Annotated in this window: 32 protein-coding genes; 27 read left to right on the forward strand and 5 right to left on the reverse strand. The window is 53.9% G+C overall.

Annotated features, from left to right (window positions below):
- Positions 1-1,853 (reverse strand): lytic transglycosylase domain-containing protein (locus AC9UEO_RS02105; RefSeq protein ID WP_509529251.1); only part of this gene is annotated, 1,853 nt, incomplete at its 3' end.
- A gap of 81 nt (positions 1,854-1,934) precedes the next feature.
- On the opposite strand from AC9UEO_RS02105, the gene AC9UEO_RS02110 reads away from it, so the two are divergent.
- The 3 genes from AC9UEO_RS02110 to AC9UEO_RS02120 are packed head-to-tail and all read left to right on the forward strand — an operon-like array spanning position 1,935 to position 4,124.
- The gene (locus AC9UEO_RS02110) at positions 1,935-2,510 is read left to right on the forward strand and encodes a 5-formyltetrahydrofolate cyclo-ligase (protein WP_509529253.1); all 576 of its coding nucleotides are present in this window, start codon (positions 1,935-1,937) and stop codon (positions 2,508-2,510) included.
- Positions 2,511-2,519: 9 nt separating this feature from the next.
- Positions 2,520-3,128 (forward strand): TetR/AcrR family transcriptional regulator, encoded by a 609-nt coding sequence (locus tag AC9UEO_RS02115; protein ID WP_509529256.1) that lies wholly within the window; start codon positions 2,520-2,522, stop codon positions 3,126-3,128.
- A 15-nt stretch (positions 3,129-3,143) separates the two neighbouring features.
- Positions 3,144-4,124, forward strand: coding sequence for an MBL fold metallo-hydrolase (locus AC9UEO_RS02120; protein WP_509529258.1), 981 nt, complete (start codon positions 3,144-3,146; stop codon positions 4,122-4,124).
- A gap of 1 nt (position 4,125) precedes the next feature.
- On the opposite strand, the gene AC9UEO_RS02125 is transcribed toward AC9UEO_RS02120, so the two are convergent.
- Complete coding sequence (locus tag AC9UEO_RS02125) at positions 4,126-5,052, reverse strand: DUF6279 family lipoprotein (RefSeq protein ID WP_509529260.1); 927 nt, start codon at positions 5,050-5,052, stop codon at positions 4,126-4,128.
- On the opposite strand from AC9UEO_RS02125, the gene glmU reads away from it, so the two are divergent.
- Both glmU and glmS read left to right on the forward strand, forming a co-directional pair.
- Positions 5,051-6,436 carry a bifunctional UDP-N-acetylglucosamine diphosphorylase/glucosamine-1-phosphate N-acetyltransferase GlmU gene (gene glmU, locus AC9UEO_RS02130; protein ID WP_509529262.1) on the forward strand — a complete coding sequence of 462 codons (1,386 nt, stop codon included), beginning with the start codon at positions 5,051-5,053 and terminating at the stop codon, positions 6,434-6,436. The genes AC9UEO_RS02125 and glmU overlap by 2 nt on opposite strands.
- A 12-nt stretch (positions 6,437-6,448) precedes the next feature.
- Entirely contained in the window at positions 6,449-8,314 is a 1,866-nt protein-coding gene (glmS, locus tag AC9UEO_RS02135; protein ID WP_509529265.1) for a glutamine--fructose-6-phosphate transaminase (isomerizing), read from the forward strand.
- Here glmS and AC9UEO_RS02140 read toward each other — a convergent pair.
- Complete coding sequence (locus tag AC9UEO_RS02140; RefSeq protein WP_509529268.1) at positions 8,242-8,685, reverse strand: YkvA family protein; 444 nt, start codon at positions 8,683-8,685, stop codon at positions 8,242-8,244. The genes glmS and AC9UEO_RS02140 overlap by 73 nt on opposite strands.
- Positions 8,686-8,752: 67 nt before the next feature.
- Between AC9UEO_RS02140 and AC9UEO_RS02145 the strand changes: the two genes are divergently transcribed.
- On the forward strand, positions 8,753-9,580 hold the full coding sequence (locus tag AC9UEO_RS02145; protein WP_509529270.1) for a DODA-type extradiol aromatic ring-opening family dioxygenase: 828 nt from the start codon (positions 8,753-8,755) through the stop codon (positions 9,578-9,580).
- Here AC9UEO_RS02145 and AC9UEO_RS02150 read toward each other — a convergent pair.
- Both AC9UEO_RS02150 and AC9UEO_RS02155 read right to left on the reverse strand, forming a co-directional pair.
- A complete protein-coding gene (locus AC9UEO_RS02150; RefSeq protein ID WP_509529273.1) occupies positions 9,570-10,394 on the reverse strand; it encodes an endonuclease in 825 nt (274 codons plus the stop codon). The two genes, AC9UEO_RS02145 and AC9UEO_RS02150, sit on opposite strands and share 11 nt — an antisense overlap.
- The gene (locus AC9UEO_RS02155; protein WP_509529275.1) at positions 10,391-11,008 is read right to left on the reverse strand and encodes a 3-keto-disaccharide hydrolase; all 618 of its coding nucleotides are present in this window, start codon (positions 11,006-11,008) and stop codon (positions 10,391-10,393) included. The genes AC9UEO_RS02150 and AC9UEO_RS02155 overlap by 4 nt, the downstream gene beginning before the upstream one ends.
- Before the next feature lie 62 nt (positions 11,009-11,070).
- Between AC9UEO_RS02155 and hisC the strand changes: the two genes are divergently transcribed.
- The 21 genes from hisC (at position 11,071) to AC9UEO_RS02260 (ending at position 22,579) form a co-directional block, all read left to right on the forward strand.
- The gene (gene hisC / locus AC9UEO_RS02160) at positions 11,071-12,189 is read left to right on the forward strand and encodes a histidinol-phosphate transaminase (RefSeq protein WP_509529278.1); all 1,119 of its coding nucleotides are present in this window, start codon (positions 11,071-11,073) and stop codon (positions 12,187-12,189) included.
- Positions 12,190-12,197: 8 nt separating this feature from the next.
- Complete coding sequence (hisB, locus tag AC9UEO_RS02165; RefSeq protein ID WP_509529280.1) at positions 12,198-12,791, forward strand: imidazoleglycerol-phosphate dehydratase HisB; 594 nt, start codon at positions 12,198-12,200, stop codon at positions 12,789-12,791.
- 6 nt (positions 12,792-12,797) lie between these two features.
- Complete coding sequence (gene hisH / locus AC9UEO_RS02170) at positions 12,798-13,451, forward strand: imidazole glycerol phosphate synthase subunit HisH (protein WP_509529282.1); 654 nt, start codon at positions 12,798-12,800, stop codon at positions 13,449-13,451.
- 36 nt (positions 13,452-13,487) lie between these two features.
- Positions 13,488-14,228 (forward strand): 1-(5-phosphoribosyl)-5-[(5-phosphoribosylamino)methylideneamino]imidazole-4-carboxamide isomerase, encoded by a 741-nt coding sequence (gene hisA, locus AC9UEO_RS02175; protein WP_509529284.1) that lies wholly within the window; start codon positions 13,488-13,490, stop codon positions 14,226-14,228.
- Position 14,229: 1 nt separating this feature from the next.
- Positions 14,230-15,030, forward strand: coding sequence for an imidazole glycerol phosphate synthase subunit HisF (hisF, locus tag AC9UEO_RS02180; protein ID WP_509529287.1), 801 nt, complete (start codon positions 14,230-14,232; stop codon positions 15,028-15,030).
- Between the two features lie 385 nt (positions 15,031-15,415).
- The gene (locus AC9UEO_RS02185; RefSeq protein ID WP_509529289.1) at positions 15,416-15,952 is read left to right on the forward strand and encodes a hypothetical protein; all 537 of its coding nucleotides are present in this window, start codon (positions 15,416-15,418) and stop codon (positions 15,950-15,952) included.
- 87 nt (positions 15,953-16,039) lie between these two features.
- Complete coding sequence (locus AC9UEO_RS02190) at positions 16,040-16,678, forward strand: hypothetical protein (protein WP_509529291.1); 639 nt, start codon at positions 16,040-16,042, stop codon at positions 16,676-16,678.
- A 90-nt stretch (positions 16,679-16,768) separates the two neighbouring features.
- Entirely contained in the window at positions 16,769-17,302 is a 534-nt protein-coding gene (locus AC9UEO_RS02195; protein ID WP_509529294.1) for a DUF6680 family protein, read from the forward strand.
- 56 nt (positions 17,303-17,358) lie between these two features.
- Positions 17,359-18,159, forward strand: a complete 801-nt coding sequence (locus tag AC9UEO_RS02200) for a hypothetical protein (RefSeq protein WP_509529296.1) — start codon at positions 17,359-17,361, stop codon at positions 18,157-18,159.
- Positions 18,160-18,255: 96 nt separating this feature from the next.
- Complete coding sequence (locus AC9UEO_RS02205; RefSeq protein ID WP_509529298.1) at positions 18,256-18,672, forward strand: hypothetical protein; 417 nt, start codon at positions 18,256-18,258, stop codon at positions 18,670-18,672.
- 2 nt (positions 18,673-18,674) lie between these two features.
- On the forward strand, positions 18,675-18,914 hold the full coding sequence (locus tag AC9UEO_RS02210) for a cupin domain-containing protein (RefSeq protein ID WP_509529300.1): 240 nt from the start codon (positions 18,675-18,677) through the stop codon (positions 18,912-18,914).
- 70 nt (positions 18,915-18,984) lie between these two features.
- Positions 18,985-19,260, forward strand: a complete 276-nt coding sequence (locus tag AC9UEO_RS02215; RefSeq protein ID WP_509529302.1) for a BrnT family toxin — start codon at positions 18,985-18,987, stop codon at positions 19,258-19,260.
- Between the two features lies 1 nt (position 19,261).
- Positions 19,262-19,489, forward strand: coding sequence for a BrnA antitoxin family protein (locus tag AC9UEO_RS02220; protein WP_509529305.1), 228 nt, complete (start codon positions 19,262-19,264; stop codon positions 19,487-19,489).
- A 322-nt stretch (positions 19,490-19,811) separates the two neighbouring features.
- Complete coding sequence (locus AC9UEO_RS02225; RefSeq protein WP_509529307.1) at positions 19,812-20,051, forward strand: DUF4160 domain-containing protein; 240 nt, start codon at positions 19,812-19,814, stop codon at positions 20,049-20,051.
- Positions 20,023-20,280 (forward strand): DUF2442 domain-containing protein, encoded by a 258-nt coding sequence (locus AC9UEO_RS02230; protein ID WP_509529310.1) that lies wholly within the window; start codon positions 20,023-20,025, stop codon positions 20,278-20,280. The genes AC9UEO_RS02225 and AC9UEO_RS02230 overlap by 29 nt, the downstream gene beginning before the upstream one ends.
- Before the next feature lie 17 nt (positions 20,281-20,297).
- Entirely contained in the window at positions 20,298-20,546 is a 249-nt protein-coding gene (locus AC9UEO_RS02235; protein WP_509529312.1) for a DUF433 domain-containing protein, read from the forward strand.
- 123 nt (positions 20,547-20,669) lie between these two features.
- Positions 20,670-20,894, forward strand: a complete 225-nt coding sequence (locus AC9UEO_RS02240; RefSeq protein ID WP_509529315.1) for an addiction module protein — start codon at positions 20,670-20,672, stop codon at positions 20,892-20,894.
- On the forward strand, positions 20,891-21,379 hold the full coding sequence (locus tag AC9UEO_RS02245) for a BrnA antitoxin family protein (RefSeq protein WP_509529317.1): 489 nt from the start codon (positions 20,891-20,893) through the stop codon (positions 21,377-21,379). The genes AC9UEO_RS02240 and AC9UEO_RS02245 overlap by 4 nt, the downstream gene beginning before the upstream one ends.
- Positions 21,380-21,426: 47 nt before the next feature.
- Complete coding sequence (hisI, locus tag AC9UEO_RS02250) at positions 21,427-21,837, forward strand: phosphoribosyl-AMP cyclohydrolase (protein WP_509529320.1); 411 nt, start codon at positions 21,427-21,429, stop codon at positions 21,835-21,837.
- Positions 21,834-22,202, forward strand: coding sequence for a phosphoribosyl-ATP diphosphatase (locus AC9UEO_RS02255; protein WP_509529322.1), 369 nt, complete (start codon positions 21,834-21,836; stop codon positions 22,200-22,202). The genes hisI and AC9UEO_RS02255 overlap by 4 nt, the downstream gene beginning before the upstream one ends.
- Before the next feature lie 17 nt (positions 22,203-22,219).
- A complete protein-coding gene (locus tag AC9UEO_RS02260) occupies positions 22,220-22,579 on the forward strand; it encodes a histidine triad nucleotide-binding protein (protein WP_509529325.1) in 360 nt (119 codons plus the stop codon).
- Positions 22,580-22,592 lie beyond the last annotated feature (13 nt).

The raw sequence follows: 22,592 nt of genomic DNA on the forward strand, positions 1-22,592 counted from the left end.
AAGGGAATGCATTCAGCCCAAGCGGCACCCTCCATCTCAGGACCATTGCGCCAGCGCCTTGGACGACTTGGACCCGCGTTGTAGGCAGCAGCGGCCATGGGCATAGAGCCTTGGAAATTATCTAAGACCAATTTAAGGTATTGCGTTCCGATAGCGATATTGGTTTTGCGCTGTTGCAGTTGTTCGGGACGAAAATTCTTCATGCCCATGCGCTTAGCCGTCCATTTGGCGGTTGCTGGCATGATCTGCATCAACCCTGATGCTCCTACGCTGGATTTGGCATCCAATATAAAGCGGCTTTCTTGCCTTATCAAACCATACACATACGCCGAGCTCAGACCAATACTGTTGGCGGCTTCAATGACATCTTCTCTGAAAGGCATGGGATAGCGATGCATCACATCCATTTGGACGCTGCGCTCACTGGTGTTGATGCACCTGTCCCAAATGGCTTGGTCGCAAGCAAGTTGTGCGGCAGCAAGTCTTTCACGCTCATTCAAGCGGCCACGTTGCCCTGCGCTGTCGACCAGTCCTGTGGCGTAATTCCACTCACGCACACCGTCTTGGCGCAAACCAATTTTGATGGCGTATAAAGCCCGCTGTAGCAAGGGGTTGGCTTTTACCGCCGCAGTTTCTTGTGGCTGAGGCGGCAGTGGTCGAGGAGGTATTGCGATTTTTTTGCCTAATTCTTCGCTTGCTAATTGCTCATAAAAACCTTGTGGTCCTGCGATGCTTTGCAATGCGGTCAAGGCTTGTCCTGTGGGTGGTGAAGCAACAGATTGCTGACCCATCACAGCGCGTGCTCGCCAATACACCCAAGCAGGGTCTTTTTGTGCCGTAGCACTCATGGCGTCTACCGCAGATTGAATAGCAGACCATGCAGGTGTTTTGCCGGCTCGCAATGCGGCTCGCACTTTCCACGCCAACATATCATCGCTCAGATTGGTATGGCTTGCATTGGCAAAGTAGTCCAAGGCTTTATCATCTAATTGCTGTGCAGCCTGTTTAGCGATGACACCCCAGACCCATTGTTTGTCCTCGTTACTTAAAGACGAAGTCGATTTGTTTTGCAGCAACTTGATGGCGTTGTCATGGTCTGCGGTAGCTGCTTTAATCAGAGCCAAGGTCATCCAATCAGAAGACTCCGCCCCCATATTGGAAGCCCGCTGTGATAAAAAACGGCCTCCGTTTGCAAAGAGTTCATCGACCACTGCCATATTGTGGTCAGAGACCAACTTCAGCGCGTCTCTGCTTGGTACTTTGCGGTTGCTCTCAACCGATAAGCGTGCTTTAAGCCAGACATCTTTGGGGTTAAATTTATGTTGTTTCAGCAGTTGGGAAGCCGCATAAGTACAACCCTCATCAGATTGCTTGAGGCTCAGCCAATTGCGGCGAATATCTTCGATGGGAGAGGAGCCTGCATTGAGGTCTTTTTGTTGAACTTCCAGAAGTTTGGCGTAGCACTCGATTTCCTTGTCGTCGTGCATTCGGTAGAGGGCGTACTCGCGCTCAAACTGTGCCCATTCGCGTCGCTCGCCAAGCAGCAACAACCAATCGTTGCGCATTCTGTCTTCTTGGTAGGTGCCGGCGTAGCGCTGAAGAAAACTTTTGATTTCATGGTCTGAGGCATCGCCTAGGCGCAGACGCAATTCCCAAAACGCAGCCCAGGGCTCTAGTACATGCCCTTTGGCTTGCGGTAACAATGTTGCCAGTCTTTTGCGGTCGCCCTTTTGAAAGGCTTGCGACATGTCGATGAACACCGCATCGGCGGCATCGGCCGGTCTGGTGGGTGGCGCAGGCTTGGCAGGGGCTTTGTGTTTATTGCCTGCGGTTGCCATCGTCATGCAACTCATCAAGAGGATGCAACAAACAATTCGAACAAATAATGGAGGCATGACACAATCAATCAACTAACAGGATGGTTGGATTCTCCCATGGACAAAAAAGCCCTGCGCCAAGAACTGATTCAAACAAGACTGCAAATGCCTGACAGAGAGCGACGTGCAGACCTTCTGCAAAGAGTCATGCGCATTTGGTTGTTCGATCAACCGCACACAGTCATTGGTGCTTATTGGCCAATCAAAGGGGAGTTTGACCCCTTGCCTGCATTGCACAGATGGAAAGAAGATGGTGAATTGCTAGACCATCCCCTTCGCCGGCGAATCGGTTTGCCCGTCATGGACAAGCAAACCAAAACCCTGACATTTCATTCTTGGTACCCAGGTTGCGCCATGGAAGAAGATGCTTACAACATACCCAAGCCGAAAGACACGGAAATTATTCAACCCACCTTGCTTTTTGTCCCTTGCGTGGGGTATGGGCCGGGTGGCTACCGCTTGGGGTACGGCGGTGGGTTTTATGACCGCACCTTAAACCAAATCGAGCCTAAACCCTACACCGTAGGTTTGGGTTTTACCCATGGTTTTTTATCCGACTTCATTGCAGAGCCTCATGATGTGCCCTTGGATGCTTTGTTGAATGAAAACGGCGTGGTGTGGCCAATGTCTTAAAGGTGTTGGATGGCGCGACCTAAATCTGCAACCCACGACCTCAAGCGAGAAGAGATTTTGGAGGTAGCCGCAAGCTGCTTTGCGGCTTCTTCCTATCCGTCTGCCAGTATGAATGATTTGGCCAAGGCTCTGGGTACGTCAAAGGCGCGGCTCTACCATTACTACGACAGCAAACAGGCCATACTTTTCGATTTGCTAGACCGCTACACCCTGCTTTTGCTGCAATTGCTGGCAGAGGTACAAGCTCAAGGGCTTCAATCAAAGCTCAGCCCACAAGAGACAGTTCACAGCGTGGTCAAACGTTTTTTGCAAACCTATGAAAGCTCTGCAACCCGCCACATTGCTTTGTTGCACAGCACCCAATTTCTCAGTGAGTCACAGCGTGGCTTGGTGGTTGAACGCCAGCGGAAAGTGGTCAGCGCTTTGGGCGATATGTTGGCACAAGCCTATCCAAGTCGCATCCATGCGCAAAATAAAATTCCCCTGACCATGATGCTGTTTGGCATGATCAACTGGACTTTCACTTGGCTCAGACCCCAGGGGCCACTCAGTTACGATGCGTTTGCCAAAGAGGTCATTGACACCTTAGAAAACGGTTTTAATTCAAGCGTAGGTTAAGCCCAAGGAAAAAATATGTCTAAAGCATTTGCCAGTCAAAGCGATTTGACCGATAAACACATCAGCTTCACCCAACTCAGCCCCCACTGCTGGGCCTACACCGCAGAAGGTGACCCCAATTCGGGCGTCATCATTGGCGACAAATACATTTTGGTGAGCGACGCAACGGCCACGCCTTTGATGGCCAAAGATTTGATTGCCAAGATACGCACAGTTAGCGACAAGCCCATCAAATATGTTTTGCTGACGCACTACCACGCTGTGCGTGTGCTGGGTGCCAGTGCGTATCTGGCCGAAGGTGCGACCGAGGTGATAGCCAGCAAAGGCACTTATGACTTGATCGTCGAGCGCGGTGCCCAAGACATGCAAAGCGAGATGGACCGCTTTCCCCGCTTGTTTCGCGGCGCTGACAGCGTGCCAGGCCTCACATGGCCGACCATGGTGATTGGCGATGGTAAGCCCGGGCGTCAGGGCAGTTTGCGCATCGATTTGGGTGGTGTTCAAGTCGATATTTGGCACCCAGGCGCCGGCCACACACGAGGTGACACCATTGCTTGGGTAGAAGCTGAAAAGGTTTTATTCAGCGGCGATTTGGTGGAGTACTTGGCAGGTGTTTACACAGGCGACGCTCACTTGGCCGAGTGGCCCACCACTTTAGAGGCTTTGCGGGATTTGCAAGCTGAGGCGATTGTGCCCGGTCGTGGCGAAGCCATGCGAGGTAACGCAGATGTGAACAAGGCTTTGGACTACACCAAGCTATGGGTAGAGACCTTGTTTCAATGCGGACACGAAGCCGTGGCGCAAAAAATGGACTTGAAAGCCGCCATGGCGCATACCCGTCAGCACATGGACCCCGTGTTTGGACAGGTGTTTATTTACGAGCACTGTTTACCGTTTGATGTGAGCCGTGCTTTTGACGAGGCCAGTGGCATCAAGCACCCACGAATTTGGACAGCAGAGCGAGACAAGCAAATGTGGGCTGCACTGCAAGCTTGATTCAAGAAGCCTTGGCTTTTGACAAAGCACGAATGTCAGCCTCATAAGCCTTCAGTGTTTTTAATGCAAATTCTCTTTGTGCTGCACTGGTGGTGTTATGCAACTGCGCTGCAGCCTCGCAATTGATGGTTTTGCGCATCTCGGCATAGTCTCGATAAGCCTCATCGGGTGAGTTGAGCAAACTTCGGGTAATCAAAGCCGTGGCCTCTTGTTGTGCTGCTGCAAACCCTTGTGTTGATTTAGCGATGCGCTCCAAAGTGCTTACCGTGTCTTGCTGACGCCTTAGGCGTTCGGCCCAACTCTTTGGCAAGTCAAACTGCGATTCCTTGGCCAGTTGTTTGACCAAAGCTTTTTGTTTTTTATCCAAGCGGTCATACAAGCGTTCGGCGTTTTCCACGCCCTTGTCAGTCTGCACCTGCAACTGCTCTGCGGCATTGGCATCGAACTTCCATTCTTTGCGGTAATCCTTGTTGTCTTTGTCGACCTGTTGCTCCAGTCGCTGAATTTGCGCAGGGGTTAACTTCAAGGCCAATCGGGCAATGGCCGGCGCCATTTGCTGCGACAAGGGTTCGAGGGTATCTTTGAATTCATCGACCAGCGTACAAATTTGCGATCCCGTCAGTTCCTTGGGTGCCAGCGCCGCCATTTTTTGCAAAACATCTGCATAGACGGGCAACTGCTGCTGGCGGTGCCACTGGTGCAACACCTGCAAATCTGCACGCAACTGCTTGTCTTGCTCTGAGTTAAGGTCTAAGTGGGGATTGACCCATGTAAATATCAATAAACTGGGTGCTTGGTTGTAGCCAGTCACCACAAAGCTGCAAGCACTCAGGCAGGTAAACAAGCCTAAAGCCAACAGTTTGGAGCCTAGACCAAAGCGGGTAGTAAGCTGATTGATAATCCGAGCAACAAGGGGAAGCAGGTTCATGGCATTTGTTGATGTGGTGGTCATGGCAGCGGGCAAGGGCACCCGCATGAAGAGCAGTATGCCCAAAGTTTTACACCGTTTGGGGGGTAGGGCTTTGTTGCAGCACGTGATTGACGCTGCGGGTCAACTCCAAGCCAGAAGCGTTGTTGTCATCACCGGTCACGGCGCAGAGCAAGTCGAAGCCTTTTTAGGCCAGAAAGACCATTTGCAATGCGTGCGTCAAATACCGCAACTGGGCACGGGTCATGCCATGCAACAAGCACTGCCTGTGCTTGAAGATGATGGTGTGACCTTGGTTCTGTCCGGGGATGTGCCTTTGATTCAAACCAACACCTTAAGCGCTTTGCTGAGAATGTGTGACGGTCAGCACTTGGCCTTGCTGACTTTGCAAACACCCAAGCCCACAGGCTATGGCCGCTTGGTGCGCAACCCACAGGGGCAGGTGCAAGCCATCACGGAAGAAAAAGACGCCACGCCCGAGCAGCGCCTTATTCAAGAAATTTACAGCGGCATCATGGCCGTACCCACCCGTTTGCTGCGTGCTTGGCTGGCCCGCTTAGACAACCATAACGCCCAAAAAGAGTATTACCTCACCGATGTGGTGAAGTTCGCCGTGGCTGATGGCTGTCAAGTTCAGGCGCACACCATCACCGATGCTTGGCAGGTAGAAGGCGTGAACAACCCTGTGCAACTGGCCTGTCTCGAGCGAGCCTTTCAGCATTTGCAAGCCGAGCGTTTGATGCTCGATGGCGTTCGCTTGGCAGACCCTGCCCGCTTGGATGTTCGCGGTAACCTCACCTGTGGCCAAGATGTGGAGATTGATGTCAACTGCGTGTTTGAGGGTGTTGTCAGCTTAGGCGATGGGGTGCGCATAGGACCTAACTGCGTCATTGCCAATGCTGACATCGGTGCAGGCACTTTTGTTCAGGCTTTTACACACATCGATGGTGAGCATCAAGCTGTGCAAATTGGGCGTGATGCTCGAATTGGACCCTTTGCCCGATTGCGTCCTGGTGCCCAGCTGAGCGACGAGGTGCACATTGGCAACTTTGTGGAAGTGAAAAACTCCACCATGGCCAAAGGCTCAAAAGCCAACCACTTGGCGTATTTGGGCGACGCTTCTGTTGGAGAGCGTGTCAACTACGGTGCCGGCAGCATCACCGCCAACTATGACGGCGCCAACAAACACCGCACCACCATCCAAGCCGATGTTCATGTGGGCAGCAACTGTGTGTTGGTAGCACCCGTTACTTTAGGCGTGGGAGGCACGATTGGAGGTGGCTCCACCATCACCAAGGACACACCTGCTGGTGCACTTACGGTGGCCAGGGCTAAGCAAACCAGCATTGCCAATTGGCAGCGACCCGTCAAAATAAAAAAATAAAGGACTGCAAACATGTGCGGCATCGTCGGCGCGGTATCTACGCGCAACATCGTTCCTGTGCTGGTACAAGGCTTGCAGCGCTTGGAGTACCGAGGCTATGACTCTTGTGGTGTGGCAGTCAACAGCACGCAAGTGCAAATGGGGCAAGCAGCCGGTTTGCAACGCGCTCGCAGCACCTCGCGTGTGGCCGAGTTGGAGGTCCAAGTCAACGACGACAAAAATGGTTTGCAAGGCTTGACGGGCATTGCCCACACCCGTTGGGCAACCCACGGCGCACCCGCGGTACACAACGCGCACCCGCATTTCAGCCGCGACCGCATTGCGTTGGTGCATAACGGCATCATCGAAAACCACGAAGAACTACGCGCAGCTTTGCAGGCCAAGGGTTACACCTTTGTTAGCCAAACCGACACAGAGGTGATGGCGCACCTGATTGATTCGCTTTACCAAGGCGATGTACTGCAAGCCGTGATGCAAGCCACCCAACAATTGCGCGGCGCATTCGCCATCGCCGTCATGGCCAAGGATGAGCCGCACCGCGTCATTGGTGCCAGGGCTGGCTCGCCGCTTATTTTTGGCAAAGGCGAAGGTGAAAACTTTTTGGCCAGCGACGCCATGGCGCTGGCGGGGGTGACCAACCAAATCTTGTACTTGGCTGAAGGCGATGTGGTGGATGTGCAGTTAGACAAATTCCAAGTGTTTGATGCCCACCATCAACCTGTACAGCGCGAGGTGTTGACTGTGAACGCCCACAGCGGTGCGGCCGAGCTTGGGCCCTACAGCCACTACATGCAAAAAGAAATTTTCGAGCAACCCCGTGCCATTGCAGATACTTTGGAGGGAATAGAGGGCATCGTGCCCGCGTTGTTTGACAACCCCACTTTGACCCAAGACGGTCATGCTGCGAAAGTATTTGTCGAGGTGGAATCGGTGCTGATACTGGCTTGCGGCACCAGTTACTACAGTGGATGCGTCGCCAAGTACTGGTTGGAGAGCATCGCGCAAATCCCTTGCCAAGTGGAAGTCGCCAGTGAATACCGCTACCGCACCACCGTGCCCAACCCGCGCAGCTTGGTGGTCACCATCAGCCAGTCGGGGGAAACCGCCGACACCTTGGCTGCCCTGCGCCATGCGCAAAGCTTGGGCATGAAGCACACCCTGACCATTTGCAATGTATCCACCTCGGCCATGGTGCGTGAATGCAGTTTGGCCTACATCACCCGTGCAGGGGTGGAGATAGGCGTGGCCTCTACCAAGGCCTTCACCACCCAGTTGGCAGGTTTGTTTTTACTCACCCTCGCACTTGCCAAGGCCAAAGGGCGCTTGAGCGTCGCCGATGAGGCGCAACACCTCAAAGCCATGCGCCATTTGCCCGTGGCCTTGCAAAGCGTGTTGGCTTTAGAGCCGCAACTCATTGCTTGGGCGCAAGACTTTGCCAGCAAAGAAAACGCCTTGTTCTTGGGCCGTGGTTTGCACTACCCCATCGCCTTGGAAGGCGCTTTGAAACTGAAAGAGATCAGCTACATCCATGCTGAGGCCTACCCAGCAGGAGAGCTCAAACACGGCCCACTGGCGTTGGTGACGAGCGCCATGCCGGTGGTGACCGTCGCACCCAACGACACTTTGCTGGAAAAGCTCAAAAGCAATTTGCAAGAAGTCAGAGCGCGTGGCGGCGTGCTGTATGTGCTGGCTGATGCCGACACCCGAATCGAATCGGGCGAGGGCTTGCATGTGATCCGTATGCCTGAGCACTATGGCGAGTTATCGCCCCTGTTGCATGTGGTGCCCTTGCAATTGCTGGCTTATCACACCGCTTGCGCGAGGGGTACAGATGTGGACAAACCTCGAAACTTAGCGAAGTCAGTTACGGTGGAATAAGTAACCCAAGCAGCCAAACTCCACAAACTCAGGATGATGGCCAAGCCCACCCAACTTCTTGGTTTTTGCTGGTCTTGACGAAACCATTCGTCGGCTTGGTTTCTGCATTCAATCAGTACTTGCGCTGGGATGATTTTCAGCAGCAGCCAAATGCCCGCCGGCACAATGATCAGGTCATCCAGGTAACCCAACACAGGAATGAAATCCGGAATAAGGTCAATGGGGCTGAGCGCATAAGCTGTTAGCAAAGCGGCCAAAGCGCGGGCATACCATGGAGTGTGTGGATGCTTGAACACAAACCATAGCGTCATCACATCGCGCTTTAAGCTTTTCGCCCAAGTTTTGATTCGGTTTGTCAGCAAAGAGACCATGGGGAATTATCACCATGCTTGTCGCCTTGGAAACTTTGGCGTAAGTACTGATGGTTCTAATGCTCGTATGAACACCTTGAACACGACCTCTCCCACCCGCATGCCCACCTGGTTCATCCCGCACGGGGGCGGGCCATGTTTTTTCATGGACTGGAACCCCATCGATGCATGGGACCGCATGGCGCATTACTTGAAAACCGCGGCGAGCACCTTGCCGCGTCAACCCAAGGCGATTGTGTTGGTGTCTGCGCATTGGCTGGAGCCGTACATTGCTGTCACCAGCGGCGCACATCCTGAGTTGATTTACGACTATCACGGTTTCCCGCCGCATACCTACGAGCTGACCTACCCCGCACCCGGTGCCCCTGCCTTGGCGGCGCGAATTATTGATTTATTGAAAGTGCAAGGCATACCTGCGCAACAAGATGCCAAGCGTGGTTTTGACCATGGCGTGTTCATTCCGATGAAACTGCTTTTTCCCCAAGCCAATATTCCGGTGGTGCAAGTCTCATTGCACACATCGCTGGATCCAGCCCACCACCTCAATACGGGCCGAGCCTTGCAAGCGCTGCGTGATGAGGACGTTCTCATCATTGGCAGTGGCATGAGCTTTCACAATATGCGTGCCTATGGCAACCCGCAATACGCACCTATCTCTGACGAGTTTGACGATTGGCTCACCCACGCGGTTCAGGCTGAGCCCCAAGAGCGTGAACAGCTGCTGGCTGAGTGGACAAAAGCCCCACGGGCGCGTGACTGTCATCCGCCCCGTGCGGAAGAACATTTGTTGCCTTTGATGACCGTGGCAGGTGCGGCAGGAAACTCCGTGGGCCGCAAAGTGTTTTCCGACCGTGTGATGCAGACCACGCTGTCGGCCTTTGCGTTCAGTGACTAAGCACTTCCTGTATCAAGGCTTCGCCCTTTAAAAGGGGTTTGACCAATATCGCATAGGTGTCAGCATCAAAGCTTGCGGAGACATCGCCTTGCGGGGGCTCCACCGCCGTGCCCTTGGAGCACCAAGTTCCCAAATAGCACCAATTCAAGACACGGTGTTTTTGCACCCAGTCGCCAGACTGCTCCACCACATCAATGGCCGTGGCGTAAGGCCAAACATGCACTTGAAGTTGTTGTAAGGCGGTACGCAACCGTTCATCATGATTTGCGCGAGCCTCTTTGCCCACGCAAGCGCCATTGCATTGGTGAAGCTGCAAACCAAAACAGCCGCGAGTCGTGGATTTTTCCAAACCGAGTGTGGCCAAACACAATGTGTGCTCCAAAGCCAGGGCCCGCAATTTTTCTTGCGCTGCATGGCGCGATGAAAACAGGCCAAACAGACCTTGGGTTTGACCATGCACCACATCAGCACTGCTGACAAGCTGGTTCACAAGCCCTTGCGCACTCTCGCTGAGTCGCCATGAGTGCAGGTGCTTGGTGCGCCTGAGTCGCTGATTGAACAAGGGCTGGCGGGTTTTGATGAGCCGAGACTCTAAAAGCAAAGCGCCCATTTCACCAGCGGTGGGCAAACACTCGATACGACGGGTTTGTGCCAACATGCGTGCCTCATCAGGCTGGCGAAAGTGAGACATCACCCTGCTGCGGATGTCGACACTTTTGCCAATGTACAAAGGCAAGCTGCTGTCACCCCAAAAGACATAGACCCCTGGCGCATGGGGCAAATGCGCCGTCAGGTCTTGCTTGGTTCCATTCACAAAGCCTTGATACGCACATTTCTAAACCTCACCACCCCTTTTTCGTATTGCAATGCGATGGGGCCCGCTGCACTCAAGCGGCTGTCGCGGGTATCCACGGTTTTCTCACCATTGAGGTAAACCACCATACGGTCACCTTTGAAAGTGATGTCGTAGCTGTTCCATTGGCCGCCTGCTTTAGGCATGGGTGATACCTTGGCCACGTCCACAATGGCGCCTGTGCCGAAGCTGGGGTCTGGCCGTTGGTCGAAAATATTGACTTCATAGGCATTGGCCGAGGTGATGTTTTGCAAGTCGGTGCAGCGAATAAATATGCCGCTGTTGGCTGAGGGGTCCACCCAAAAGTCAACCTTGAGTTGGAAGTCTTGGTAGCTTTGCCGCGTCACCAAAAAACCGCTGCCCAGATCGGCCAGCAGCAAACTGTCTTGCAGTCGCCAGTTGGCGTTGCCTACCGGCTTCCATTGGTTCAAGTCGCTGCCATCAAACAGTGTGGTGTAAGCAGCATCGGCGGACGACCACTCCAGCGCGCCGATACTGCCGCAAGATGTAAGCAAAGGGATCGCCAAAACACCTACCCAAACGGCTGCGCGGGACGATAAAGATGGTTTCTTCATAAAGACTCCTTGGAAAGGTTAAAAGCTTACAGCTAGTGGGTGACTATAATTTGAACGTACTCATGAGCCCATTGAATTTCATCCGTTCTGATATCCAGGCCATGAGCGCATACGTGGTCCAGCCAGCCGCAGGCATGGTCAAGCTCGATGCGATGGAAAACCCTTACACCCTGTCACCCGACTTGCAGTCTGCCTTAGGCCGCAGGTTGGGCGCTGTGGCCCTGAACCGCTACCCCGGCCAGCGTACCGAAGACCTCAAAACCGCCCTGCAAGCTTATGTGGACATGCCCGCAGGCTATGCGCTGATGCTGGGCAACGGCTCTGATGAACTTATTTCTTTGCTCTCCATGGCCTGCCAAGCACCAGGTGCCGTGGCTTTGGCCCCCGAACCTGGCTTTGTCATGTATGCCCTGAGCACCCGCTTACAGGGATTGACTTATGTACCAGTCAGTCTGACGCAAGACTTCGAGTTGGACGAAGCCGCCATGTCCTCCGCCATCACCACACATCAACCAGCTATTGTCTATTTGGCTTACCCCAACAACCCTTCGGCCAATTTGTGGGATGCGGCGGTGATTCGCCGCCTCATCGCCCAAGTCAGCGCTTATGGCGGTTGGGTGGTTTTAGACGAGGCTTACCAGCCGTTTTCATCGCTCACGTGGTGGGACGAGATTCGCCGCGACCCCGCCGCCAACACCCAAGTGCTGCTGATGCGTACCTTGTCGAAATTTGGTTTGGCGGGGGTGCGTATTGGCTATATGCTTGGCCGCGCCGAGGTGATTGCCCAGATTGACAAAATTCGCCCACCCTACAACATCAGTGTGCTCAATGCCGAGTGCGCTTTGTTTGCCTTGGAGCACCAAGCGGTTTTTCAAGCGCAGGCACAGGCCATCCGCTCAGAGCGCGAACGTGTCAGCGCAGTATTAGGTCAACTCAAAGGCGTAAAGGTTTTTCCCAGCCAAGCCAATATGCTCTTGGTGCGTTTTGAAGGCGCCGAGGACATTGCCACCCGCTTGTTTGAAGCTTTGCGTGAGCGTGGTATTTTGGTCAAGAACGTTTCTAAAATGCATCCCTTGCTGCGCCGTTGTTTACGCCCGTCGGTGGGAACGCCTCAAGAGAACGACCAATTCCTTGCTGCCTTAACTGAACTTTGGACACCCTTGGCGCCTGCCTCCATTTGAAAGCCACCATGACACCACGCATTGCAGAAGTCAGTCGCGACACCAAGGAAACTCAGATACAGGTGCGCATCAACCTCGACGGCACGGGACAAGCCGACTTGTCCACTGGCATTGGTTTCTTTGACCACATGCTGGACCAAATCGCCCGCCACGGCCTGATCGACTTGTACATCCACGCCAAAGGCGATTTACACATCGACGGCCACCACACGGTGGAAGACGTGGGCATCACGCTGGGCCAAGCGTTTGCGAAAGCCGTGGGCGACAAAAAAGGCATTCGCCGCTACGGCCATGCTTATGTGCCGCTGGACGAGGCCTTGAGCCGCGTGGTGGTGGACTTCTCTGGCCGCCCTGGCCTTGAAATGCATGTGCCTTTCAAAAGCGGCAGCATTGGCAATTTCGACTCGCAGTTGGCGTTTGAGTTTTTCCAAGGCTTTGTCAACCACGCCTTCGTGACCCTGCATATCGACAACCTGCGCGGCGAAAACGCCCACCACCAAGCCGAGACGGTGTTCAAGGCCTTTGCCCGTGCGCTGCGTTTTGCGTTGGAAATCGACCCCCGCTCCGAGGGCGTGATTCCTTCCACCAAGGGCTCGCTCTAAGCTTTTATGCGAACCGTGGCGGTCATCGATTACGGCATGGGCAATTTGCGTTCGGTGGCGCAGGCCGTCATGGCCGCAGCCCATGGCTCGGATGTCAACGTCGTCATCACCGCCAACCCTGAAGAAGTTCACGCCGCAGAACGCGTGGTGCTGCCCGGCCAAGGCGCTATGCGCGACTGCATGCGTGAGCTGCACGACAGCGGCCTCATGCCATCTGTGCTTCACGCCGCTGCCAATAAGCCCTTGTTTGGCGTGTGTGTGGGCATGCAAATGCTGCTCGACCACAGCGCCGAAGGCGACGCGGGCGGCACAGCAAGCCTTGGGTTGATCCCTGGCGAGGTGGTCAAATTTGACTTGGCTGGCCAACACCAAGCCGACGGCAGCCGCTTCAAGGTGCCGCAAATGGGCTGGAACCAAGTGACCCAGACGCAAGCGCACCCCCTGTGGCAAGGCATCCCTGACAACAGTTATTTCTACTTTGTGCATAGTTTTTACGCCCGCCCGTTAGATACGCACCACACTGCGGGGGTAACCGATTACGGCCAAAGCTTTACCTCTGTGCTTGCCCGAGGTAATATTTTTGCTACCCAATTCCATCCGGAAAAAAGTGCCGACCTTGGCCTTACCCTCTACCGAAATTTCTTGTCTTGGTCTCCCTGATGTACCTCAACCGAGGCTTTATTCCTTTGCTTAACCATGCTCCTCATCCCCGCCATTGACCTCAAAGACGGCCACTGCGTTCGCCTGATCCAAGGCGATATGGACCAATCCACCGTCTTCAGCGAAGACCCTGCCGACATGGCTTTGCAGTGGGTGAACAAAGGGGCACGGCGTTTGCACTTGGTGGACCTGAACGGCGCGTTCGCTGGCAAGCCGCAAAACTTCAGCGCCATTCGCAACATCTTGAAGGCCGTGGGCGACGACATTCCGGTGCAACTCGGTGGCGGCATCCGCGACTTGGACACGATTGAAAAATACATCGACGGCGGCATCCGTTACATCATCATTGGCACCGCAGCCGTCAAGAACCCTGGCTTTTTGAAAGATGCTTGCAGCGCGTTTGGCGGCCACATCATCGTGGGGCTGGACGCCAAAGACGGCAAAGTGGCGACCGACGGCTGGAGCAAACTCACCGGCCACGAGGTGGTGGACTTGGCGAAGAAGTTTGAAGACTACGGCGTGGAGTCCATCATCTACACCGACATTGGCCGCGACGGCATGCTGAGCGGCATCAACATCGACGCCACCGTCAAGCTGGCGCAAGCCCTCACCATCCCCGTCATCGCGTCTGGCGGCTTGTCCAACATGAAAGACATCGAAGGCCTGTGCGCGGTGGAAGACGAGGGCGTGGAAGGGGTGATTTGCGGCCGCGCGATTTACAGCGGCGACCTCGACTTCGAAAAAGCCCAGGCCCGCGCCGACGAGCTGAACGGCTGAGATGCTGGCCAAACGCATCATTCCCTGTCTGGACGTGACGGCCGGACGGGTCGTCAAGGGCATCAACTTTGTGGAACTGCGCGACGCCGGTGACCCGGTGGAAGTTGCCGCCCGTTACAACGAGCAAGGCGCAGACGAACTCACCTTCCTCGACATCACCGCCACCAGCGATGGGCGGGACGTGATTCTGCACATCATCGAAGCCGTGGCTTCTCAGGTGTTTATTCCCCTGACCGTGGGCGGCGGTGTGCGCACCGTGGACGATGTGCGCCGCCTCTTGAACGCGGGTGCTGACAAAACCAGCTTTAACTCGGCTGCCATTGCCAACCCGCAGGTGATCCGCGACGCCTCGGCCAAATACGGCGCGCAGTGCATCGTTGTGGCGATTGACGCCAAGCGTCGCAGTGCGGAAGACGAGCAACGCTTGGGCGCGAATGGCGTGCCCATGGGGCCGGGGTGGGATGTGTACAGCCACGGCGGCCGCAAAAACGTCGGCCTCGACGCCGTGGCCTGGGCCACGCAAATGGCCGAACACGGCGCAGGTGAAATACTGCTCACCAGCATGGACCGCGACGGCACCAAAAGCGGCTTTGATTTGGCGCTGACCCGCGCTGTGAGCGACGCCGTGCCCGTGCCGGTGATTGCCTCTGGCGGTGTGGGCAACCTCGACCACTTGGCCGATGGCATCCAAACCGGCGGCGCCGATGCGGTGCTGGCCGCGAGCATTTTTCACTATGGTGAGTACACGGTGCAGCAGGCGAAGCAGAGGATGCGGGAGCGCGGGATACCTGTGAGGTTGTGAGTTGGTTGGGTTGAGCCGATAGCTTTTCTTCATACACAGGGTGCTGGCGTTTGACGCCATTGATGGGCCTCGAAAGGCACAGAGAAGATGAGTAGTATTTGTTTTAAAAATAATATAAATATTTAATTATTGAGCTAATTAGTACAAATTTTTGAAGCTATAGTGCCGATAACGCAAACACTCGCGCAGCTGGTCAAGCAAGCGGGTGAACTGCAAGGAAGGGGCACTGAGTTTCATGGCAAATTTTTATCTTTATGAATTCACAGTTCATGAACCGCTGAGCCATTGCGAAAGGGGCTTGCAGGTGTTTCATCGAAACGATGTGTCGACCAGGCTCGGATGTATCCACCGAGTTTTGCGATCTACATCACTTTAGAGCGCAACCATGAGAGACATAGAGGGAATCGAACAGGTTGTTGCCCGTCTCAAGCCGCATATGGCTGAGATAGAAGCGCACTTCAATGCCGAAAATGCTCGATTCATTGAGCTAATGAGTCGGCCCCACGACGTAGTGGGACGCCTTCTTAAGTGCCACCTTGTTGTCGAGCACTACCTAGATCGTTTCTTGTCGGAACATTTCGGTATTGAAGATGTTGAGCGTGCCAAACTAGGGTTCTTCAATAAAGCGATGTTGCTACCCAACAAGGCCGCCAGTGCGGCCGTTGTAAAGCCAGGCATTCTTAAACTAAATACGCTGCGCAATCGTGCAGGCCACAATCTTAGTTCCGATATCACCTTCGGAGACCTGGGGCCAATAAGTGATGTCCTTGCTATCGCACGCGCCAGCGTGAAGTTTGCCGAACCTACCGAGGCCATTGAAGCGTTCACAACTGTCGCGTGCACCTGGCTAATTATTCCTCCCAAAGAGCACCTGCAACTTTTCGTTGATGCATTCTCCGAGGTAAGGGTCAATGCGCTCTAACACTTCATTCCAGCGGACCGCCAAAAAGCTAAGCTTTTTGACGTCTGCTGAATTCGGACGTTGGGCATTACAAAGAGGACGCACCACATGCTGACGGAACAGGAAGCAACCGAACTCGGACAAGCAATCAATGCGCTAATTGCTGAACGCGGCCTCGGAGCAATCTCGAAGAAGGACTACGAGTTGCTCATCTTCCATCACCTGTCTGGCTCAGCTGCATTGCTCTCAGACGGCAATTACCTTCTTGCGAACAAGCTGAAGGTGACCGAGACGAAAATCAAGTCGCTACGCCTAGAAGCATCCATTCGCCACAAGCCCGCCAATCACAAGGCGGTTCTGGGTAATGTCGTCCAGTGGATAATTGCTGAAATAAACAAACCGGAATTTTTAGGTGGCAAAGTATCTATCACTCTCGAAAACCCGATTGATCGACGTGAGTTTGAGTACGCCGTTAAGGTGGCCAAGTATTCGGTTGAATATGGAATCAATCGTGAGATTCTCAAGATTGACGCACTGGCTCTGTTTGAGATCATTCTTGCAAACGTCGAGCATGCAGAAACTCGATTCAAAGAGATTGTTCAAGCGAATATCAAGACCAGAGCCAAGCAGCAAGAAGTTCTCGACAAGTCCCTGACACTTCGACAGAAGATCAACAAGCTCCGACAAGAAGTGACGAGCAACAAGGGCGCTGTATCACTACTTTCCGCTGCGGCGGGACTCCTGTAATGCCCAACCCACCATTCCACCGGACCTGCGCGAAAAGCAGCGCAGGCCGGTGAATTGAGACGTTATACATTTCCCACTTTGGATCGATAAATGTTTATTGATTGGTCAGTAAAAGCCACAGACATCGCAATCGTCTTTGCCACTCTCGTCGGTCCAATTTTAGCCATCTGGGCATCCGAGTGGAGGCAAAAGAATCGTCAAGACCAAGAACGAAAAGAGTGGGTTTTTCGCACACTAATGACAACTCGTTCCGCGAGACTGCACCCAGATCACATACAAGCGTTAAATCACATCGCGTTTGTTTTCTCAGATCACCAGGAGATAGTTGACGCATGGGGGCTGTATTTCTCTCACTTGAAAACAGACCAAGGTCAAACACGGGACAGTCATGCACATTGGCAGGAGAAGTCGAACACCCTGCTTGCAGAGTTGCTTCATCTAATGGCGAAAGATTTGAATATCTCATTTTCCAAGACAGACATTATTCAACCGTCTTACTATCCACGTGGGTACGAACTGACAGAAGAAGAGCAGCAAGAGCTTAGAAGGTTGTTGCTTGAGGTTCTTCGAAACGAACGCAGCATCGACATGAACGCCACCGTATATTCACCACCAAATGCATAACCACACGTTCAAGCGGTCGCCTGATCGGCGCAGCCTATTTACACGTTAGAACTCGCATGCCAGCACCCAGACCTTTCCGACGCCAACGCTTAAAAGTACAAGCTCAGGCATCGAGCGCTGCACACCAAAATCGAATTGATATATGGCTTCCCCGCGTCAGCCATATTTCTCAACTTGGGCTGCTCTTGCTTACCGTTGGTGGCTTTTACTTTACTGTCATTCCTCTCTACCAAAAGGCGCTCCTAGATGAAGCAATTGCGCGAAAGGAAATTGAGCTGAAACAGACGCTAGTGGCTCTCGACAAAGCGTACGTTTCCGTCCGCCAGATTGCCGTCCAGCAGTTCATAGTTCTCTCAGTCGAAAAGTGCGCTCGAACAGCACACCTCCTCGTCGATCCAGATGACCACCCAGTCAAACAAAAAAGTGGGCCTAAGCACTCGTCTAAAGACGTCCTTCTAAGCGTCGATGTGAGGAGATGCATTACCGATGCGATTGCCGGAGCCAAAGCAATCGCAGATCTTAGGCAGGTTGACCGAACTGCGCTGGAGGTCGAAGCAGGTCGGATTTCTAATGCGCTTGTGACTCTTCAAGCGCGAGCGATAAGAGACTTCGACGCTACACCCGAAGCGGTCAAACGGAATGCCGGGCAGTACAGCCTCAAGAGCGACTTCAGATCTCGGATGTTGGACTTTCTGGCAAAGCACCGCCCGGCCGAAGAGATTCAGAAGCAGCGAAACGAACTTGTCGTCGTGCAGGCGCAAGAGAACGTCTCCGCCGAGTACTACCAAGCACTGCTGAATGAGATTACGTCTGTCCGCCGCTTAAGCTGGCCGGTCGAGCGATCAAATGCTCAGTAGCTCGGCGAGTTCTAACCCTTCAATCGAGAGGACTTGCCCCGGCAAGCCGGGTCAAGCCTCTCATCTCAAACGTTATTCTGTATTTTGGAGTTGCCAGTGCATGTAAATGAACCTAATCACCGCGCCATCATTGCCACTTCATGGGGCGGCATGCTGGCGCTTTTGCTAGCCATGCTCATGCTGAGCCCTTTGCAGTACGCCATGAATGGTCAATATGAAGCCCTGACTAAGGTGCTTCGCGAAGACCCTAGCCCTCTTGGCCTGCAAGTTCTCATCGTGATGCTTTGCCTTAATGCGCTTGTTCAGGTCACGGTGCATGCCCGTTCATGTCGCACAGCTAAGGTCAGTGTATTTATTCTCAGCGTCCTTTATGGACTGTTCTTTTTGGTGCACAACATCGTCCACATGGTTGGCGGTGAGCCCCTGGGTCTTCAATCGGTTTTGGACTTCAATCACCACGCGCTGGCTGGGTTTGCCATCTGGGGTGCGTGGCGTTGGCAAAAAGCGGCTTAGTCATGCCAAACCAGCCACCCCCCGTAGCCCTTGTCGCCCTCAAAGCCCCCAAGCGCACCAAGCCTTCCAACTATCCAGAGCCCTTCGCATTCCAAATGCAAGGCCGCGAAAAGCGCCCTTTAGGCGACCTGTTCGGCCTGACCAACTTTGGCGTCAATTTGACCCATCTCGCACCTAGCGCGGTTTCTTCACTGCGCCATGCTCACACCACGCAAGACGAATTGATCTATATCTTGGATTGATCCCTTGAATCATCAGTCCACCAATGCCAATCGCAAAGTGTGCATTTAAGTTTTTGTATATACAATAACCATGCGTATCACCTTTGCTCAAGCCAAGCGCGACAAAACTTTGCAAGAACGCGGTTTGGATTTTGCCGATGCCGAAATCGTGTTTGAAAGGGTGACATTGGAGATCGAGGACAAGAGACACGACTATGGCGAATCACGCTTCATTTGTTATGGACTGCTCTTAGGACGAATGGTGGTCGTGGGCTACACACCGCGTGGCGCGGACCGCCATGTTTTCAGCATGAGGAAAGCCAATGAACGTGAACAAAACCGCATCGCGCCGCTCCTTGACATCTAACGTGAAGCAAATTGACACCCATGTCATTGCGCCGCACGAATATGAAGAGTTGCCAGAACTCACCGAAGACATGTTGGCTCGCGCCAAGCTGAAAAAAGGCGGCCGCCCTTTGTCAGCCAGTCCGCGTAAATCCATCTCCTTGCGCCTGCCCCCAGAAGTCATCGAGCGCTGGCGAGCCACCGGCCCCGGTTGGCAGACCCGCATGGCAGAGCGGTTGAGCAAGGTTTAAAGATCGGCGGAGCTAGCCGCAAGATTTGATGCCTTCATAACAGTAGACAAGAATCTCCCGTATCAGCAGAACACATCAACTCTGCCGCTTTCGGTCTTCGTGCTGGACGCGCTTTCAAATGAGCTGCCATACCTGCTGCCTCTTGTTCCGGAACTTGAGGCCGCTTTGTCGAGACACAAGCAAGGCAGCTATGTGCTGTTGCGCACTGAGGCCTAACCCCTCGCTCAAGCGGACCGATGCCCCTAAGCGCATCAAGCCGGGTACGGGCAACGGACAAAGGCTGCTCAACGAAACATCAGAAGCAGTTGTGTACAGTACCGATATGGCACCAACCATTGTTCGTGATGGCCAATTTCGTCTCTTCTTCTTTTCAAGGGAGGAGACACGCATTCATGTCCATGTCGCACATGTGGACGGTGAAGCAAAGTTCTGGCTCACACCACAGGTGGCGCTTGCCAACCATACTGGTCTTTCTGCTACCCAACTTCGACAAGCGCAAGAAGTTGTGAATTCACACTTGAAGGAGATCCAAGATGCCTGGACCCACCACTTTGGCGGCTGAGGTTACCCATATTTCAAAGCACGGTTTTTGGCTGCTGCTTGCCAACGAGGAACTGCTCGTGCCTTTTGATCAATTTCCATGGTTTCGAAAAGCGACGATCGAACAGATTTCGGAAGTTGAGTGGCCAACCGCCGATCACCTCTATTGGCCGAAGTTGGACGTCGATTTATCTGTTCAGTCCATCCGAAATCCATCCACATTCCCGTTGGTTTCGGAAGCGGCGGACTGACAGCGCCTACGTTAACCATGACCAGCAACCTCATCACCGTTGATCCCGATATTCAAAGCGGAGCACCCGTTTTTGCAGGTACACGCGTGCCAGTCCAAAACCTTTTCGATTACTTGGAAGAGGGCGACTCGTTGGATGTGTTTTTGAAGCAGTTCCCGTCTGTCACACGAGAGCAGGCCGTAGGCGTTCTTGAGAAGGCCAGGGTGTCCCTGGTGGCCGATTGCAAGAACTTGCACCATTGCTACATGAACTCGCAGTCGTTTTGAATAATTTGGTCCCTCGCAGACTGCGCACGATTGGGGTCTAACGCTTATTTCAAGACATGTTTGAGGCGCTGCCCCAAAGACAGCGCCCTTGAGCAAGATCTAACTAAATGCTAGGATTTGTCCATGGACACAGCCAACCTCACCAACCAAGCACTTTCACTGCCTGTGCAACAAAGGGCGGAGTTGGCTGCGCAGTTACTGTCCAGTTTGGACGTGCTGACCGAACCTGAAATTGAAGCGCTTTGGTTGCAAGAAGCCGAACACCGAGCATCGCAAATAGATCAAGGTTTATCCAAACTCATACCTGCTGAAGAAGTGCGCCGCCAGGCCAATGCCTTGCTCAAGTGAGTTACTTCTTCAACGAGGCCGCACGGGATGAGCACCTGGAGCATGTGGCTTACTATGAATCTTGCCAAGCAGGTTTAGGCGCTCGATATCTGTCGGCTTTTGACGCCGCGATGCAAGCAGTGTGCGAAGCACCTGAGCGTTATCGCATTGAATTCCCGCCGTCCATTCGCAAGAACATGAAATCCGCATCATCTCTTTCAGAAAAGCCACCAAGCGTGAGTCGCAAATCTACTTCGATGAAATCAAAAACTGATTTAGCCCAACTAAAAAGTGGCAAGGTCAAGCCAACGACTGAGCACCCTGAGGCAGATGTCCAGCACATTGTGCGAGGCATGGTCCGCAAGGGTTTGAAAGTTCAACCCGCCAAGGCTTCCATTTCATTGCGGGTCGATCAAGATGTTTTGGAGTGGTTCAAGGCACAAGGTGCGGGTTATCAAACCCGCATCAACGCCGTCCTCAAGGCTTACCGCGACGCTTCTGTCTGAACCCATGCCCATGCCCATGCCGGGCGATGCCCTTAACATCTCCCCCTATGAATTGGCTAGACACTATCAAATGGGACGCCCAAGGCTTGGTGCCGGTCATCGCGCAGGAACAGGGCAGCAAAGACGTGCTGATGTTTGCGTGGATGAACCGCGAGGCGTTGCAAAAAACCGCCGAACTCGGCCGTGCGGTGTACTTCAGCCGCTCGCGGGGCAAGCTGTGGTTCAAGGGCGAGGAGTCTGGCCATGTGCAAACCGTTCACGACATCCGCTTGGATTGCGACAACGACGTGATTTTGCTCAGCGTCACCCAAACCGGCCACGACCCGAGCATTGCCTGCCACACGGGCCGCCACAGTTGCTTTTACCAACGCTGGCAAGCCAGCCCCGACGGCGGCCAGTGGTTGAGCGTCGAGCCGGTATTGCAAGACCCCGCCACCATTTACAAGGTCAAACCATGAGCTCTGACGACACCTTGGCCCGCTTGGCCGCCGTGATTGAAAGCCGCAAAGCGGCCAACGGCGGCAACCCCGACACCAGCTATGTGGCTCGTTTGCTGCACAAAGGCCCCGATGCGTTTTTAAAGAAAATCGGCGAAGAGGCCACCGAGGTGGTGATGGCCGCCAAAGACCTCGACCACGGCGGCGACCCGCACAAGTTGGTGGGCGAGATTGCCGATCTGTGGTTCCACAGTTTGGTGGCGCTGTCCCACTACAACTTAAGCCCCGAAGACGTGCTGCAAGAGCTGGCGCGACGCGAAGGCTTGAGCGGCTTGGAAGAAAAAGCCTTGCGCAAAGCGCAAGCCCGTGAAGCTGGCGAAGATTAAACTTGTCAAATACCACCATGCATACCGACCCCAACTGCATCTTTTGCAAAATCGTTGCCGGCAAGATACCGAGCAAAAAGGTTTACGAAGACGAAGAGATATTCGCCTTCCACGACATCAACCCTTGGGCGCCAGTGCATTTTTTGCTGATCCCCAAGCTGCACATTCCCTCTATGGCGCAGGTGGGCCCTGAGCACCAAGACCTTTTGGGACGCATGCTCTTGCTGGCCCCTAAGCTTGCCTTACAAGAGGGCGTGAACCCCTATCCCGAGGGTGGTTTTAGGTTGGTTACCAACACCGGCGCCGAGGGCGGACAGGAGGTTCACCATCTGCATTGGCATGTCATGGGCGGTCCTCGCCCGTGGTTACGCGGCTAAGACTAGAATTCCT

This window comes from Limnohabitans sp., assembly GCF_040401495.1.
Lineage (GTDB): Bacteria > Pseudomonadota > Gammaproteobacteria > Burkholderiales > Burkholderiaceae_C > Limnohabitans.

Coding starts and splice junctions, on each gene's coding strand:
- AC9UEO_RS02115 (WP_509529256.1), top strand. CDS start 2,520: ATGGCGCGACCTAAATCTGCAACCCACGACCTCAAGCGAGAAGAGATT.
- AC9UEO_RS02240 (WP_509529315.1), top strand. CDS start 20,670: ATGGACACAGCCAACCTCACCAACCAAGCACTTTCACTGCCTGTGCAA.
- AC9UEO_RS02255 (WP_509529322.1), top strand. CDS start 21,834: ATGAGCTCTGACGACACCTTGGCCCGCTTGGCCGCCGTGATTGAAAGC.
- AC9UEO_RS02110 (WP_509529253.1), top strand. CDS start 1,935: ATGGACAAAAAAGCCCTGCGCCAAGAACTGATTCAAACAAGACTGCAA.
- AC9UEO_RS02235 (WP_509529312.1), top strand. CDS start 20,298: ATGACCAGCAACCTCATCACCGTTGATCCCGATATTCAAAGCGGAGCA.
- hisH (WP_509529282.1), top strand. CDS start 12,798: ATGCGAACCGTGGCGGTCATCGATTACGGCATGGGCAATTTGCGTTCG.
- AC9UEO_RS02200 (WP_509529296.1), top strand. CDS start 17,359: ATGCCAGCACCCAGACCTTTCCGACGCCAACGCTTAAAAGTACAAGCT.
- hisB (WP_509529280.1), top strand. CDS start 12,198: ATGACACCACGCATTGCAGAAGTCAGTCGCGACACCAAGGAAACTCAG.
- AC9UEO_RS02190 (WP_509529291.1), top strand. CDS start 16,040: ATGCTGACGGAACAGGAAGCAACCGAACTCGGACAAGCAATCAATGCG.
- AC9UEO_RS02155 (WP_509529275.1), bottom strand. CDS start 11,008: ATGAAGAAACCATCTTTATCGTCCCGCGCAGCCGTTTGGGTAGGTGTT.
- AC9UEO_RS02210 (WP_509529300.1), top strand. CDS start 18,675: ATGCCAAACCAGCCACCCCCCGTAGCCCTTGTCGCCCTCAAAGCCCCC.
- AC9UEO_RS02185 (WP_509529289.1), top strand. CDS start 15,416: ATGAGAGACATAGAGGGAATCGAACAGGTTGTTGCCCGTCTCAAGCCG.
- AC9UEO_RS02215 (WP_509529302.1), top strand. CDS start 18,985: ATGCGTATCACCTTTGCTCAAGCCAAGCGCGACAAAACTTTGCAAGAA.
- hisC (WP_509529278.1), top strand. CDS start 11,071: ATGAGCCCATTGAATTTCATCCGTTCTGATATCCAGGCCATGAGCGCA.
- AC9UEO_RS02260 (WP_509529325.1), top strand. CDS start 22,220: ATGCATACCGACCCCAACTGCATCTTTTGCAAAATCGTTGCCGGCAAG.
- AC9UEO_RS02120 (WP_509529258.1), top strand. CDS start 3,144: ATGTCTAAAGCATTTGCCAGTCAAAGCGATTTGACCGATAAACACATC.
- AC9UEO_RS02145 (WP_509529270.1), top strand. CDS start 8,753: ATGAACACCTTGAACACGACCTCTCCCACCCGCATGCCCACCTGGTTC.
- hisI (WP_509529320.1), top strand. CDS start 21,427: ATGAATTGGCTAGACACTATCAAATGGGACGCCCAAGGCTTGGTGCCG.
- hisF (WP_509529287.1), top strand. CDS start 14,230: ATGCTGGCCAAACGCATCATTCCCTGTCTGGACGTGACGGCCGGACGG.
- AC9UEO_RS02225 (WP_509529307.1), top strand. CDS start 19,812: ATGGCACCAACCATTGTTCGTGATGGCCAATTTCGTCTCTTCTTCTTT.
- AC9UEO_RS02195 (WP_509529294.1), top strand. CDS start 16,769: ATGTTTATTGATTGGTCAGTAAAAGCCACAGACATCGCAATCGTCTTT.
- AC9UEO_RS02140 (WP_509529268.1), bottom strand. CDS start 8,685: ATGGTCTCTTTGCTGACAAACCGAATCAAAACTTGGGCGAAAAGCTTA.
- hisA (WP_509529284.1), top strand. CDS start 13,488: ATGCTCCTCATCCCCGCCATTGACCTCAAAGACGGCCACTGCGTTCGC.
- glmU (WP_509529262.1), top strand. CDS start 5,051: ATGGCATTTGTTGATGTGGTGGTCATGGCAGCGGGCAAGGGCACCCGC.
- AC9UEO_RS02230 (WP_509529310.1), top strand. CDS start 20,023: ATGCCTGGACCCACCACTTTGGCGGCTGAGGTTACCCATATTTCAAAG.
- AC9UEO_RS02125 (WP_509529260.1), bottom strand. CDS start 5,052: ATGAACCTGCTTCCCCTTGTTGCTCGGATTATCAATCAGCTTACTACC.
- glmS (WP_509529265.1), top strand. CDS start 6,449: ATGTGCGGCATCGTCGGCGCGGTATCTACGCGCAACATCGTTCCTGTG.